At 70.4% G+C, this 14,177-nt stretch carries 13 protein-coding genes; 5 read left to right on the top strand and 8 right to left on the bottom strand.

Annotated elements, in window-relative coordinates; all coding sequences use genetic code 11:
- Positions 1–26: 26 nt before the first annotated feature.
- Positions 27–620, bottom strand: coding sequence for a PadR family transcriptional regulator (locus EDD30_RS27010; RefSeq protein WP_071809044.1), 594 nt, complete (start codon positions 618–620; stop codon positions 27–29).
- Positions 621–744: 124 nt separating this feature from the next.
- On the opposite strand from EDD30_RS27010, the gene EDD30_RS27015 reads away from it, so the two are divergent.
- Entirely contained in the window at positions 745–1,584 is an 840-nt protein-coding gene (locus tag EDD30_RS27015; protein WP_071809045.1) for a GNAT family N-acetyltransferase, read from the top strand.
- Positions 1,585–1,768: 184 nt separating this feature from the next.
- Here EDD30_RS27015 and EDD30_RS27020 read toward each other — a convergent pair whose 3' ends face one another.
- A complete protein-coding gene (locus tag EDD30_RS27020; protein ID WP_071809079.1) occupies positions 1,769–2,734 on the bottom strand; it encodes an LLM class F420-dependent oxidoreductase in 966 nt (321 codons plus the stop codon).
- Between the two features lie 223 nt (positions 2,735–2,957).
- On the opposite strand from EDD30_RS27020, the gene EDD30_RS27025 reads away from it, so the two are divergent.
- The 3 genes from EDD30_RS27025 to EDD30_RS27035 are packed head-to-tail and all read left to right on the top strand — an operon-like array spanning position 2,958 to position 6,833.
- Positions 2,958–4,079 (top strand): ABC transporter ATP-binding protein, encoded by a 1,122-nt coding sequence (locus EDD30_RS27025; RefSeq protein ID WP_084557550.1) that lies wholly within the window; start codon positions 2,958–2,960, stop codon positions 4,077–4,079.
- Entirely contained in the window at positions 4,076–6,220 is a 2,145-nt protein-coding gene (locus tag EDD30_RS27030) for a YhgE/Pip family protein (RefSeq protein ID WP_071809047.1), read from the top strand. Before EDD30_RS27025 ends, EDD30_RS27030 begins: the two co-directional genes overlap by 4 nt.
- A gap of 28 nt (positions 6,221–6,248) precedes the next feature.
- Positions 6,249–6,833 (top strand): TetR/AcrR family transcriptional regulator, encoded by a 585-nt coding sequence (locus tag EDD30_RS27035; protein WP_071809048.1) that lies wholly within the window; start codon positions 6,249–6,251, stop codon positions 6,831–6,833.
- Positions 6,834–7,281: 448 nt separating this feature from the next.
- Here EDD30_RS27035 and EDD30_RS27040 read toward each other — a convergent pair whose 3' ends face one another.
- The 6 genes from EDD30_RS27040 to EDD30_RS27065 form a co-directional block, all read right to left on the bottom strand.
- Positions 7,282–8,391, bottom strand: coding sequence for an ABC transporter permease (locus EDD30_RS27040; protein ID WP_071809049.1), 1,110 nt, complete (start codon positions 8,389–8,391; stop codon positions 7,282–7,284).
- Positions 8,388–9,281, bottom strand: coding sequence for an ABC transporter ATP-binding protein (locus EDD30_RS27045; protein ID WP_084557546.1), 894 nt, complete (start codon positions 9,279–9,281; stop codon positions 8,388–8,390). Before EDD30_RS27045 ends, EDD30_RS27040 begins: the two co-directional genes overlap by 4 nt.
- Before the next feature lie 526 nt (positions 9,282–9,807).
- Positions 9,808–10,470, bottom strand: coding sequence for a response regulator (locus tag EDD30_RS27050; RefSeq protein WP_071809050.1), 663 nt, complete (start codon positions 10,468–10,470; stop codon positions 9,808–9,810).
- Positions 10,471–10,685: 215 nt separating this feature from the next.
- Positions 10,686–12,077, bottom strand: coding sequence for a sensor histidine kinase (locus tag EDD30_RS27055; RefSeq protein WP_071809051.1), 1,392 nt, complete (start codon positions 12,075–12,077; stop codon positions 10,686–10,688).
- Positions 12,074–12,598, bottom strand: a complete 525-nt coding sequence (locus tag EDD30_RS27060; protein ID WP_071809052.1) for a helix-turn-helix domain-containing protein — start codon at positions 12,596–12,598, stop codon at positions 12,074–12,076. Before EDD30_RS27060 ends, EDD30_RS27055 begins: the two co-directional genes overlap by 4 nt.
- Positions 12,532–13,236 (bottom strand): DUF998 domain-containing protein, encoded by a 705-nt coding sequence (locus tag EDD30_RS27065; protein ID WP_071809053.1) that lies wholly within the window; start codon positions 13,234–13,236, stop codon positions 12,532–12,534. The genes EDD30_RS27060 and EDD30_RS27065 overlap by 67 nt, the downstream gene beginning before the upstream one ends.
- Positions 13,237–13,281: 45 nt before the next feature.
- Here EDD30_RS27065 and EDD30_RS27070 point away from each other — a divergent pair, with 45 nt between their 5' ends.
- A complete protein-coding gene (locus tag EDD30_RS27070) occupies positions 13,282–14,103 on the top strand; it encodes an SDR family NAD(P)-dependent oxidoreductase (protein WP_071809083.1) in 822 nt (273 codons plus the stop codon).
- Positions 14,104–14,177 lie beyond the last annotated feature (74 nt).

A 14,177-nucleotide genomic window follows, 5' to 3' on the forward strand; every position in this document is an offset into this window, starting at 1 on the left:
TCGGTGCGCCCCGTCGTTCTTGGTGATCACTCACCGTCGGCGAGGATGGCGTAGAGCTTGCGCTTGGTCTCGTTGAGCACCTCGAGGGCGCGCTGACGCTGCTCCGGGGTGCCGCTGAAGCCGACCTGGCGCAGGGCGCTCATGATGCCGACGGCCGCGTCGCGGAAGTCCTGGACCTGCGACATGGTGTCGTCGCTGAACTGGGCCCACGGCGGGTTCTCCGCGGCGGTCTGCGCCTCGGCGCGCCCCGCGTCGGTGAGCGAGAAGCGCTTGCGGCCGCCGGTGGCCTCGGCCTCGATCAGACCCTCGTCCTCCAGCAACTGCAGGGTCGGGTAGACCGAGCCGGGGCTCGGACGCCAGATGCCCCCGGTGCGGCTCTCCAGCTCCTGGATCATCTCGTAGCCGTGCATCGGGCGCTCGAGCAGGAGCGCGAGCAGAGCCGGCCGGACGTTCGGTCGGCTGCCTCGCCCGCCGCGGCGATGGCCGCGACCTCCGGGACCCTCATGTCCCCATCCTGGGCCGCCGAAGCCGGGGCCACCTTGGCCGAAGGGGAATCCGGGCGGGAAGCCGAAGCCGCGCATCCGTGCCTCGTGCAGCCGACGCATGTGTTCGTGCCTCATGACTATCTCCGATCTGTTGCCGATAGTTAGACGATATATCGGCAACCTGTCGGCGGCAAGGGTTTCTGAATCCGGGTGGGTAGCGTCGGGTGCGCGGGGCGTGCCATCTGGCAATCTGATACCTGTGCTGACGGTGCCCATTCGCCAACTCGGGGAGCCCGAGCGCGCGACGGTCGAGCGGATCCTTGACCAAGACCCGTACGCCGGCGCCCAGATCGCCGAGCGCGTGGCGGCGCATGGGCTCAACTGGTGGCGATCGGACGGGCGGATCTTCGGCTACGGCACGGGCCGCAGCGTCGAGTCCCTGTGCTGGTCGGGGGCCCATCTGGTGCCGGTCTGCGCGACGCCTCCCGCGCTCGCCGCGTTCGCGGACCTGCTCGGAGCGGACCCCCGCGTCTGCTCCTCGATCATCGGCCGCGCCGACGCGGTGCTGGAGCTGTGGGACCGCCTCGGCGGGCACTGGGGGCCGGCCCGCGACGTCCGGCCGCACCAGCCGCTGCTGATCGCCGACCGGGACGCGCCGGTCGCGCCGGACCCGGCCGTGCGGCTGGTCACGCTCAAGGAGGTCGACCAGCTCTTCCCGGCCGCGGTGGCGATGTATACCGAGGAGGTCGGCGTGTCACCCCTGCTCGACGACGGCGGCCGTGGCTACAAGCGGCGCATCGCCGAGCTGGTGCGGGGACGGCGGGCCTACGCCCGGTTCGTCGGCGACCGGGTGATCTTCAAGGCCGAGCTGGCGATCGTGACCCGGCGCACGACCCAGGTGCAGGGCGTCTGGGTCGACCCGGAATACCGCGGCCGCGGACTGGCGGCCGCGGCGATGGCGACGGTGGTGCATGACGCCCTGCGGCGGGTGGCGCCCACGGTGAGCCTGTATGTGAACGACTACAACACCGCCGCCCGGCGGGTATATGCGCGGTGTGGATTCGTGCAGCAGGGCAGCTTCGCGACCATCCTCTTCTAGACCGGATTGAGCGTCGCCTCTCCGTGGGGTCGGCGTCGTTTCCCTTACGGAGGCGGGGGCGCCGTTGCCACGTGGGTCGGGTGCTGTCTTTCCGCGCGGGTCGGGTGCTGTCTCCCCGCGCGGGTCGGGTGCTGTCTTCCCGCGCGGGTCGGGTGCTGTCTTCCCGCGGGGTCGGGCGCCGTTTCTACGCGGGGCCGAGTGCGGCGATGAGCGTGGCCAGGGCCGTGGGTCCCTGCTTTTCGAGCTCGGGGGTGGGCAGGAGCGCCATGACCGGCACCTGCACGCCCGCCTCGGCGTAGCGGGCGACCTTCGCGCGGCACTCCTCGGGAGCCCCGTGCACGACGAGCTCGTCGACCACCTCGTCGGGGATGGCGGCGAGGGCCGTCTTGCGGTCACCCGCGGCCCACGCCTTCCACATCGGAGCGAGCTCCGGCTCGCGGCCCAGCCAGCGATGGAACTCCAGGTATGCCGGGACGGTCAGGTAGGCGGCGATCAGGCGGCGACCGATGGTGCGGGCATAGGCGGCGTCCGCGGTGGGGCACACGAAGATGCGGGCGACCACGTCGAAGTCCGGATCCTCGGACTTGGCCTCGGCCAGGACGCGGGGGACGTCGGTGGCGGCGAGCCAGTTCAGGATCACGCCGTCGGCCTCGGCCGCGGCCAGGCGCAGCATGGCGGGACGCAGGGCGGCCAGCAGGATCCGCGGCGGGACCGCCGGTGGGCGCTCGAGACGGAATCGGCGGATCTCGAACGTCTCGAAGGACCGGTCGACCGTCTCCCCGGCGAGCGCGGCGCGCAGGAATCGGAGCATGTCGCGGCTGCGCGCGTACGGCCGGGCGAAGTCGGCGGCGTTCCAGTCGCCGACGACCACGGGTGACGAGGCGCCGATGCCCAACTGGAAGCGGCCCGGTGCGGCCTCGGCGAGGGAGGCGGCGGTCATCGCCAACAGTCCCGGACCGCGGGTGAAGACGGGCGTGATGGCGGTGCCGAGACGGGCGCGGGGCTGCCAGGCCGCGGCGAGGGTGAGGGGTGTGAAGGCGTCGGCGCCGTTCACCTCGCTCGACCACAGATCCGTGAACCCTGCGTCGCTCAGCGCCGCGAACACCGCGGCGTGATCGGCGAGCGGAACCCCGCCCAGTGGAATCGTCATGCCCCATCGCTGCGCCATGGTGTGATCCTGCCCTGTGGGGCGAGCCACGGTCTACCGAACAGCCATGTGACTTTGTCGAGTTATGCCCCGTTCGGTCCGCCATGGAGAGGTCACCGAACGTATCGGCGTCCATGAGTGAGGTCGACCACGGGAGGAGGTCGGCGGCCATCGCCGCCGGTATGTTTTTGCACTGACCAGTCAGTGCAAAGTGGGTGCTCTCATCATGTCGGTCCTCAGCGCGCGCGGCGCGGGTGTACGCCGTAACCGCCAGTGGCTCTTCCGCGACCTGGACGTCTCCGCCTCGGCAGGCGACGTCGTCGCGATCGTCGGGCCGCCCGGCAGCGGGCGAACCACGGTCCTGCTGGCCCTGTCCCAGCGTTTCAAGCTCTCCGCCGGCCGGGTCGAGCTCGCCGGCGCGGCCGCCCTCGGGTACGTGCCCGGCGTCTGCGAACCGGAGTCCGTCCTGACCGTTGCCGAGCACGTCCGGGAGAGGGCTCTCCTCATTGGACGACGAGCGGACGAGGTGGTGCTGCACGGACTCGATCCGGCGGCCAAAGGGTTCACGCTCAGCCCGTACGAGAAGCGGGTTCTGGGTCTGGTTCTGGCCCGGATCGGCGAGCCGCAGGTCGTCGCCGTCGACGCGGTGGACGAGGGGCTCGACGCGGGAGAGCGGGAGGCGCTGTGGCGCCTGATCGCCGACCTGGCGGCGGAGGGTGTCACGGTGCTGGTCGCGGCGCGGGAGGTCGAGGAGGCTCTGGTATCCACAGTGGTGCGTCTGGGCGGTGCGGTCGGCGAGCCGGTCGCTGGCGGCGGTCCGGTCGACAAGACGGACACGATCGCGACGGTGCCGATCGCCGTTCCTGCAGCCGCCGTCCCTGCAGCCGCCGTCCCCACAGCGGCGGCCTCTGCCCCTGCCACCGTAGCGGCCTCGGCGCCTGCCTCCGCAGCGGCCCAGGCGCCCGCCGGCTCGGATTCCCTTCCAACGTCCCTTGTGGCCGAGCCCGCGCCTGAGCCCGTGGCTGCTTCGTCGGTCGAGCCTGTGGCCGACGCGGGGTCGGTCGAGTCTGTGGCCGACGCGGAGTCGGTCGAGCCCGTGGCTGCTTCGTCGAGCGAGTCTGTGGCTGCTTCGTCGGACGAGCCTGCGGCCGATGCGGAGTCGGTCGAGCCTGCGGTCGACGCGGAGTCGGTCGAGTCTGTGGCTGCTTCGTCGGTCGAGCCTGCGGCTGACGCGGAGCCGGTCGACGAGCCGATCACCGAGCCGATTGCCGAGCCGGTCGAGGCCGTTTCGGTATCCGCGTCTGACGACCATGACCACCCCATCGACCACCTCGGAGCGAACAAGTGACCGGAACCTCCAGCCTGCGCCTGGCCGGCTTCGAGCTGCGGCGGTTCCTCCGCGGCCGGCTCCCCGCCGCCGCCCTCGTCGTCATCTGCGTCATCCCGCTGCTCTACGGCGCGCTCTACCTGTATGCCTTCTGGGATCCCTACGGGCGCCTCAACCACGTACCCGTCGCGCTCGTCGTCGAGGACGTCGAGGCGACCGCGACCGACGGCACCAAGGTGCACGCCGGCAAGGACCTCGCCGACGAGCTCATCGAACGCGAGATCTTCGACTGGCACGTCACCGACGAGCGGGAGGCCGAGGACGGACTCGTCGACGGCCGTTACCAACTGTCGCTGCGGATCCCCCGGGACTTCTCCGCGAACCTCACCACCGGTCCCGACGCCGACGCCACGCCCAAGCCCGCGCAGCTCATCGTCATCAACGATGACGCGACCAATTACCTGTCCGGCGTGTTCTCCCGGACGGTGTTCGACGAGGTCCGGACCGCCGCCGCGCAGAGCGCCCAGTCCGGCTACTTCGACAAGATGCTGATCGGCTTCACGGACCTCAAGCAGGAGACGCAGAAAGCCGCCGACGGTGCGAACAAGATCGACAACGGCGCCACCGACCTTCACGGCGGCGCGAAGAAGGTCGAGGGTGGCATCGACGCCTCCGAGAAGGGCGCCGGCAAGATCGCGGGCGGCCTCGGGACGGCCGCCAACCGCATGGACCAACTGGCCAGCGGTTTGGTCACCCTGAAGAGCGGCTCGGCCGAGCTCGCACGGCGTACGCGGCAAGCCGCAGACGGCACCCGTCAGTTCGCGACGGCCATCGGCGCCGCCGCCGACAAGTACGAACCGATGCTGCGCGAGAACGCCCAACTCATCGAGACCGGGGCGAACCTCGTGGCCCGTGGCGCCGACGTGTTGTCCAAGAACGTCCACCGGCTCGACAAGGCCGCCGACGACGCGGTGGCGAACGCGACGAAGTTGCAGAACTACCTGGACGGACTGCCGGACACCACGCCGGGGATCGCCGAAGCGCGGGCTTACGCGAAGCAGCTCCTCACCGCGGCACAGCAGATCCGTTCCGCCATCGACGACGCAGACCTGGAGGCGTGGGGTAAGCGCCTGAAGGACGTGGCGAGCACCGCGCGGGAGATCGCGGACGTCGCGCCGCATCTTGCCGACGACATCGTCGGTGCCCGCGCCAAGATGGACAAGTTGGCCGCCGCACTCGGCCAGATCGCGACCGGTGCGCAGAAGATCAGTAACGGCAACTCGGACGCCGCGGCAGGCGCGGTGGCGATCCGCGGCGGCGTCTTCGAGCTCGCCTCCGGCGCCCGCCGACTCGACAATGGCCTGCTGGAACTCTCGGACGGCGGCCGCCAGCTCGCCAAGGGCCTCGGCGACCTGCGCAAAGGGACGGACGAACTCGCATCGGGCCTGAGCGACGGCGCCGATGAGATCCCCGGCTACGGGAAGGACCCGTCGGACCGTGCGGACCTGCTCGCCGACCCGGTGCGAGTGGATCGCACCGTCCGCAACCCGGCGGCGACCTACGGCGTGGGCTTCGCGCCGTACTTCCTGGCGCTTGCGCTGTGGGTCGGTGCGATGATCACTTTCATGGTCCTGCGGCCGCTGAACAGGCGCTACGTCGTCTCAGGCGCACCACCGCACCGCGTGGTGCTGGCCGGTCTCCTGCCGGCCGTGGCGATCGGCTTCGCGCAGGCGCTGCTGCTCTTCGTCGTGGTGGTGTTCGGGCTCGGCCTCGGCCCGCACAACCCCGCAGTGACCCTGGGTCTGCTGATGCTCACCGCGACGGCCTTCGCCGCGATCATGCAACTGGTTGGCGCGGCCCTCGGCCCCGCGGGCCGCATCGTGGCGCTGGCCCTGCTGATGCTGCAGCTCACCTCATCCGGCGGCACTTACCCGGTGCAGACCACGCCGGGCTTCTTCCAGGCGGTACACCCGTTCCTGCCGATGACGTACGTCGTAGCGGCGTTGCGCCACGCAATCGACGGAGGATCGACAGGTACGGTGATGACCGGCGCTCTCGCGCTGCTCGGCTACGGCGCGGCCGCCCTGGCGCTGACGGTGGCGGTAGCCCTTCGTAAGCGCCGCCTGACCCCGTCGGACCTGCACCCGGAACTGGTGATCTGACAACTGTGGAACTGGTGATCTGACAACCGTGGATGGAAGAACCCGCAGGCGGAATGACACCCGCCAACGCCTGTACGAGGCAGCGGTGGAACTGATCGCCGAACAGGGCTTCTCGGCGACGACGGTCGACGACATCGCACTGCGGGCGAAGGTCGCCAAGGGAACGGTCTACTACAACTTCGCCTCGAAGACGGCGCTCTTCGAGGAACTGCTGACACACGGCATCGGCCTGCTCACCGATGAGTTCCGAGCCGCGGTCGAAGGCCTGCCACCCCGTGAGGCGGTGGCGGCGCTGGTACGTACCCAGCTCGAGTACATCCGGCGCTACCAGGCGTTCGCGCAGCTCCTGCTCTCGGAGATGTGGCGAACGAACCGCGAGTGGCAGCAGACCCTGGTGCTGCTCCGCGAACAGGCGATCAGCGTGATCGCGGAAACGCTGAAGGCGGGAGTGAAGGCAGGCGACCTCCCCGCCGACCTGGACGTCCGGGTGGCCTCATCGGCTCTCTTCGGAGTGGGCCTGGTCGTGGCGGTCGACTGGCTGGTCTTCCAACCGGACCGCAGCATCGAGGAAGTGGAGCAATCCCTCCTCAACGTCGTCCGCCGCGCCGTCTGACCCACCGCAACCGTCCATACCGCCCGGCGCACCACGGCTCACGCTGCCTCAGGGACAGGCCTACCCGATGTTGGCCGACACCGTGCCACCGTCCAGGCTCTATTTCCCCTCGCCGGGCACGGAGGGCCTGGCCTGGCTCTGGCCTGGCCTGGCTCCGGCCTGACCCTTGCCCTCGGCCTGATCCTTGCCCCGGCCCCGGCCAGCGTGGCCCGGCGCCGTCTGGCCCCTGGCCGGTCTGGTCTGGTCCGTCCTGCCCGGTCCATCCGCCTGGTCCACCCGGTCGGCCTTGCCGGCCCGGCTTCGTTCCGTCGGGACGACCGCCCCGACCGGCCGGCCAGGCGGGTTCCGCCCCGAGCGCGGGACGGAACCGCCGTCGGGACGACCGCCCCCGATCGGCCGGCCAGGCGGGTTCCGCCCCGAGCGCGGGACGGAACCGCCTCCGGCTCGGTCAGCCCACCGACGACCGGCTACGCCACGCCGCGGCAAGGGAAGTGCGGCCGTTGGTCCGCAGCAGCGACCCCTCGTAGATGCGGGCGCCCAACCCGAGGAAAATCACCGCCGAGATCGCGAGCAGACCCAGCGACACGATCGGTTCCCACGCGGCCGCCTCTCCGTTGAAGAGGCGGATCGGCATCGCGATCGGTGACGACAGCGGGATGTAGGACAGGATGCGCATCGCGGCCTCGTTGTCCGTCAGGAAGAGGACCGCGAAGAACGGCAGCATGACCGCCATCTGGAGCGGGGTCGACGCTCCCGCGACGTCCTCTTGTCGCGTGACCAGGGCGCCGACCCCCGCCCACAGGGTGGCGAGCATGACGAAGCCGAGCGTGAAGAAGGGCAGGAACCAACCCATCGCCGGTCCGACCAGGCTGACCACATGCGCGTCCACGTCGGCGATCCGCATGCCGACGGTCGCCACGAGCGCGATCAGGGCGATCTGCCCGAAGGCAAGCAGGGTCAGCGCGGCCACCTTGCCCGCGAGCAGCGCACGTACCGGCACGCTGGCCACGAGGATCTCCACGATGCGGGTCTGTTTCTCCTCGGTCACGCTCTGGGCGATCTGCAAGCCGAAGGTGAAGGACGTGATGAAGAAGAGGAAGGCGAGCGCGAACGGCACGATGAACTTGAGGAACGGGTCGACCTCGTCCGGCTCGAGCAGGCGTACCGACGGGGCCGCGCTGAGAGCGCTCACCACATCGGACGGTGCCTCCTCCATGGCGAGCACCGTCGGGCCGGCGATCACCGCGGCTTCGACGTCGCCGTCGCGCAGGGCCCGCTCGGCGGCTGCGTCGTCGACAACCGTGCGTACGTCGAGTTCCGCGCGCTGCAGAACGGCGCCGACCGTGCCTGCGTCGAGCCCGGCGCGTTGCAGAGGGACTCCGGCTGCACCGTTGGAGACGGCGACCTTGGTGGGACCGCCGTCGAACAGGGCCGGCAGCACGGTGCTCGCGACCGCGATGAACAGGAAGAACACGGTGCTGAAGATGAAGGTCTTGTCCCGCAGCTTGACCCGCAGCTCGCGGGCCGCGACCAACTGGATGGCCTGGAAGGTGGTCACTGGGTCACCTCTCGGAAGATCTCGGTGAGCGACGGGGCGACCGCGCCGAAGGAACGGACCGGCCCCCGCGCGAGGGCCGCGTGCAGAACCGGCTGGTCATCGACGCCGGGCGCGAGGTCGAACACGGCCCGGGCGCCGTCCAGGTCGACAAGGGTGAGGCCGGGATGGTCACGCAGCCACCCGGCGTCCGCCTCGACCTCGATCGCGAACCGGGGAAGCGCGTAAGCGGCCCGAAGCTCTTGCCGCGACCCGGCGGCGCGGATGGACCCGTCCGCGATGATCACCAGGTCGTCGCAGAGCCGCTCGACGACATCCAGTTGGTGGCTGGAGAACAGCACCGGCGTGCCGGCGGAAGCACGCTCCCGCAGAACGCCGACGACCACGTCGACGGCGAGCGGGTCGAGACCGGAGAACGGCTCGTCGAGCACGAGCACCTCCGGATCGTGTACGAGCGCAGCGGCGATCTGCACCCGCTGCTGGTTGCCCAGGGAAAGCTTCTCGACGTGGTCGCCGGCGCGCTCACCGAGGCCGAGACGTTCCAGCAGGGCGGCCGTATTCCGCCGAGCGTCCGCAGCGGACATCCCGTGCAGCCGACCCAGGTAGACAACCTGGTCGGTCACGCTCATCTTCGGATAGAGCCCACGCTCCTCGGGCATGTAACCGAACCGCTGCCGCGCCTGCCGGGTAACAGGCGCACCACGCCACTTGACCTCACCACTGTCGGCGGCGAGCACCCCGAGCATGATCCGCATCGTCGTCGTCTTCCCGGCCCCGTTGGCGCCGACGAATCCGGTCATCCGGCCGGGCTCCACGGTGAACGAAACATCCTTGAGCACCTGCCGATCCCCGAAACTACGGCTCACGGTGTCAACGGTCAGCACTTTGGTCATTCCCTAACGCTAGGTGGAGCGGAAGCCGGCGGCGTCCGGCCCGCGAACGACCACCAACGTCCTCCTTGAGGAGGACCCGGTCGCTCCCGATCTCCCGCCCGGCTGGCAGACGCAGACTCGCCGACAAGCAGGAGGCCTGGCCAACCACCGACCAAAGTCAACGAGCGCGCTCATCCCACAGGCGGGCCCGTCCACGAGCGGGCAGAGAGATCGCGTTCTTCTAGCCGCCGATCCACAGCCTGCTGATCGGCTTGTCTCGCGGGCGGGCTTGCCCCACGGGCGGGCTTGTCCCGAGGGCGGGCTTGACTCACGTGCGGGCCTGACTCACGTGCGGGCCTGCCCACGAGCGGGCTTAACTCACGTGCGGGCCTGCCCACGGCCGGGCTTGCCCCACGGGCGGCTTGCCCCACGGGCGGGCTTGCCCCACGGGCGGGCTTGCCCCACGGGCGGGCTTGACCAACGAGTGGGCAGAGATACCGAGCGGATTCGCTCGACATGTGCGACAGGGCGGGCATCGTGCCGTACCTCAGCCGCCGGGCCGGACGACGCCGAGCTCGTACGCGAGTACGACGGCCTGCGTGCGGTCCCGCGCGCCGATCTTCATCAGCACTCGGCTGACGTGCGTCTTCACCGTCGTCTCGCCCAGGTGCAGGGCGCTCGCGATCTCGGCGTTCGTCGCACCGCCGGCCAGGTGCACAAAGACCTCGTGTTCGCGGGGCGTGAGCTCGGCCAGCTTGGTAGCGGACTCCCGCGAGCGCACGGCACCGGGACTGGCGAAGGTGGCGATGACCCGGCGGGTGACCGCGGGAGCAAGTAGGCCGTCACCGCGGGCGATGACCCGGACGGCGTCGACGAGGGTCTCCGGGGTGCTGTTCTTCAGCAGGAACCCGCAGGCGCCGGCCTGGAGCGCGGCGAACAAGTAGTCGTCACGGTCGAATGTGGTCAGGATGAGCACCGACGGCCCGTCTGTGGCGGTGATTTGCCGGGTGGCCGTTAGCCCGTCCATCCCAGGCATCTCCACGTCCATGAGCACGACGTCGGGCCCGGTGAGCCGGGCGAGCTCCACCGCCCGTAATCCGTCCGAGGCCTCGGCGACGACCTCCAGATCGTCCTCGCACTCGAGGATGGCACGCAGTCCGGACCGCACCAGGTCATGGTCGTCCGCAAGCAATAGCCGGATCTTCGCCACCCTCGAGGCTCCTGCTGGATGGGCGGCCCCCGCTGGGTCTGAGGCTGGCGCGACCCCTACCGGTTGTGTCGCTCCGGCGGAGCGGGCTGCCGGCGTGGACTCGGCAGGCGGTGAGACTGGCGCGGCTTCCGTGGTCTGGATGAGCGGTGCGGCCACGGGCGTCGGTTCGACGGGGTTTGAGCCGGCGCTGGCAAAGGCGGCGCTGCGGGGGCTGGTCAAGACGGCTCTCCTGTGGTGTTGGTGCCCGGCACCGCCGAGGTTTCGGTATCCGGCGCGATCGGCAGGCGGGCGCGCACGCGGAAGCCGCCGCCGATGCGGGTGCCAGTTTCGAGGTTGCCGTCGTGCACGGCGACTCGCTCGCGCATGCCGATCAGACCGAGGCCGCTCGCCGTGCCGGACGCGTCGCCGCGCCCGTCGTCGGCGATGTCGAGCTCGAGATCATGGACGAGGTAACGGATCCGGACGTCGATCATCGTCGCGTTCGCATGCTTGAGTGTGTTGGTGACGGCCTCCTGCACGATGCGGTATGCCGCCTGCGAGACGGACTCCGGCACCGTCCGGGGCGTGCCGTGCACGCCGAGCCGTCCCTCCAGGCCAGCCGCGCGAGCCCGGTCGACGAGCTCTTCCACGCGCTCTATTCCGGCCGGATTGTCGACGGAACGCTGGTGCGGAAGTCCCTCCCCGTCACCCGGGCGATCCGCGGCCCGCAGGGCGCCCAGCATCCGGCGCAGCTCGTCCACCGCGGTGCGGGAGCACTGCTCGATCGCGGAGAGGGCGGTGCGGGCGAGCTCCGGGTTCCGGTCCATCGCCCGGCGGCTCGCCGAGGCCTGGATTCCCATGACCGAGACGTGGTGTGCCACGACGTCGTGCAGCTCGCGGGCGATGCGGACCCGCTCGCCCAGCACCGCCTGCTCGCTGATCAGTGCCTGGGCCGCGCGAAGCTGGGCGGCCTGTTCCTCGAGCTGATGCCGTCGGCGCGCCGCCTGCCACGCCGTCTCGCCGAACAGGTAGGCGAAGCCGAAAAAGAGCCCGTTGATGAGGACGCCGTTGATGATTGAAGCCAGTAGGGGCGGCAGCTCGCCCGAGGCTCCCGGCATGCCGTCGGCCGGCAGCTCGTCGTGGGCCATCAGCCAGGCGACGGCGAGCCATACGAACATCGCCGCGATGATTCCCAGCCGCAGCCAGCGGGCCCGTGACCGATCGCGTCCCCAGGCGCCTAAAGCGTAGATCGCAGCGAAGATCGCCCCCGAGGCCACCTGCTGCTCCTGCACGCCGCGGTACTGCTCGGCGATGAAGGCTACGGCGACGACGATCGAGACGATCTCAGGGCTGGTGCGACGCCATATCAGCGGAAGGGTGACCGCCAAGGCCCAGCAGGTCTGCTCGGCGAGGGACGGCGGGTTCGCGCTGGCGAAGATGCCGGCACTGCGGGCCAGGACGACGTTCAGAACGGCGAGCGCCGCAACACCGAGTCCGATGGCCAGGTCCGCCCTCCGCTGGGGAGCCGTCGGGCCAGGCCGTCGCCAATGGTCGGAGGCGGCCGCGGGCGTGCCGCGTTCGCGTGGCTGGGGAAGCGCGACCGCCGCGTTGAGAGCGGGTGCGCTCATCGCTGTGCCCCGGACAGGACGACGAGCAGGGGCACGACCCTCTCGCCGGGCACGGCATACTGCCCGCGGGCCGACGAGTGCAGCCAGCCGGCGGCGACGAGTTGGCGCAGGTGATGGTAGATCTGGCCGGTGGTCCCGAGCGCGTCGTCGTCAGCGAGCTCCGTAGCCGTCCGCGTGCCGGCCAGGACTCGGCGCAGTAGCAGCAGCCGGACCGGATGGCCTAAAGCTCCGAGCGTGCTGGCCCAATCGGACCAGTCGGATTCGAATATGTCGTCCACTGCCGTGCCGAACTGCCAGTCGTAGTGCTCACCCGTGGGCAGGTGGACCGTGCCGGTGAAGAGCACGGCGCCTCCGTTGTCGTCGCCGACCCTCTCACGGAGTCCCTCCAGCGCCCAGAAGACGTCGGGCGGACGCCGGTCGCCGGCGCGAGGCGTGCGGCCTTCGACCGTGCTGGTCAGTTCCGCGAGGCGGCGTTCGAGCTCCGAGACCCGGTGCTCGAGGGGTTCGGCTGAGGCATCCATGGTGGTAGTCTTACGGAACTACGTAATAACGTCAATGTGGAGGTGCCGATGAGCCAGCTCACGGCAACAGCGAGCATGATCCGTTCGAGGATCGCACCCGCTGGTCCGCGGCCAACGAAGAGCATGATCAGCCCCAGCGCGCCACCAAGGGGGACGGTGAGGGCGGCGTGAACGCCGGCGAGCCGACGTGCGGCGGGGCGGAAGGCGGCCGACGCGGCGACGAGAAGCATGGCGCCCGCCAGCAGGACCATGCCGGCGATGCTGGCGGCGGAGTGGACCACATCGCTCGCGGTGGTCGGTTCGAAAGGCGGCAGGGGACACCGGTTGGTACACGGCACGGTTCCCGACGTGGCGCCGAAGACGGCGGTGCCGCCCAGCAGGGCGGCGACCGGTCGGGACTGCGGCCGCAGCGCCAGCGCGAGCAGCGCCACCCCGACGCTGAGAACGATCAAACCCCATCGGTACGCGGAAGCCCACGGCGCCGCCGCGGTGCCCGCCTCGCTCACGTATCCCAGCAGCCAGGAGCCCGGCGCGGCGACCAGTGCGCCCAGCATGACCCCCGCCCCCGCCAGGATCGCCAGTCCGGCGGTCGCACCGCGTAAGCGGACGGCGTGGCTCTCCATGATCCGCAGCAGCATGGGTCCACGCTAATGAGGTGATCCAATGTCCGGGTGCATCGGACGGTGGTGATCACAGGAGCCAGCTCGGGCATAGGCCTGGCCACCGCGGTCGAACTCGCCCGCGGCGGTGACGAGCTCGTCCTGCTCGGACGAGACGCGGAACGGCTGCGACATGCCGTGGAGGCGGTTCGGGAGGTGAGCAAGCGCACACCAGCGGCATATCGCGCCGACTTCGCCTTGCTGGACGAGGTGTACGAGGTGGGCACGCGACTGGCGGCGGAGCGCGAACGGGTGCACGTACTGATCAACAATGCCGGTCAGCTCGCGGCCGTTCGCCGGCCCACCGCCGACGGCTTCGACCCGACGATGCAGACGAATCACCTGGCCGGGTTCCTGCTGACCCACCTGCTGCTTGACCGGCTCCGGGAAACGGCCGACACGGACGGCCCGGCTCGGGTGATCACGACCGGCTCCGCGGCCGAGTCGTGGGGCACGCTGGACGTGCGGCGTCCCGGTCGGCGTCAGCTCAGCAGGTGGCTCGCGTACGGGGCCAGCAAGCAGGCCAACCTCCTCTTCACGGTGGCGGCGGCGCGGCGCTGGTCCCCGTACGGGATAGTGCCGACCTGCTTCTTCCCAGGCCTGATCCGCAGCCGTTTCGGGCGGCGCAGCGCGCTTTTTTCCCTGGTGGGAGTGGTGCCGGTGCTGTTTCGGACACCCGCGCGGGGTGCCGAGACGTTGATCTGGCTGGCGAGGGAGGCGGAAGGCTTGGTGCCGGGCGGTTACTTCGCGTGGAAACGCCCCTTCGGTGCCACGAGCCGGTCGACGGATCCGGAACGCGCGGAACGGCTGTGGGAGTCGAGCCTCGCCGCAACCGGCCTGACCTGATTCGCCGCGCCACTCACGGCGCCGAAGGCCAGTCGACTGCGGCACGTTTGGCTCGCGGCCGCGTTCAGGATCTG

Origin of the sequence: Couchioplanes caeruleus, assembly GCF_003751945.1 — a bacterium.
Taxonomy (GTDB): Bacteria; Actinomycetota; Actinomycetes; order Mycobacteriales; family Micromonosporaceae; genus Actinoplanes; species Actinoplanes caeruleus.

Excerpts from the sequence above, each read along its gene's own strand:
- EDD30_RS27025 (WP_084557550.1), top strand. The coding sequence starts at position 2,958 with ATGTCGGTCCTCAGCGCGCGCGGCGCGGGTGTACGCCGTAACCGCCAG.
- EDD30_RS27060 (WP_071809052.1), bottom strand. The coding sequence starts at position 12,598 with ATGGATGCCTCAGCCGAACCCCTCGAGCACCGGGTCTCGGAGCTCGAA.
- EDD30_RS27010 (WP_071809044.1), bottom strand. The coding sequence starts at position 620 with ATGAGGCACGAACACATGCGTCGGCTGCACGAGGCACGGATGCGCGGC.
- EDD30_RS27045 (WP_084557546.1), bottom strand. The coding sequence starts at position 9,281 with ATGACCAAAGTGCTGACCGTTGACACCGTGAGCCGTAGTTTCGGGGAT.
- EDD30_RS27065 (WP_071809053.1), bottom strand. The coding sequence starts at position 13,236 with ATGCTGCTGCGGATCATGGAGAGCCACGCCGTCCGCTTACGCGGTGCG.
- EDD30_RS27020 (WP_071809079.1), bottom strand. The coding sequence starts at position 2,734 with ATGACGATTCCACTGGGCGGGGTTCCGCTCGCCGATCACGCCGCGGTG.
- EDD30_RS27055 (WP_071809051.1), bottom strand. The coding sequence starts at position 12,077 with ATGAGCGCACCCGCTCTCAACGCGGCGGTCGCGCTTCCCCAGCCACGC.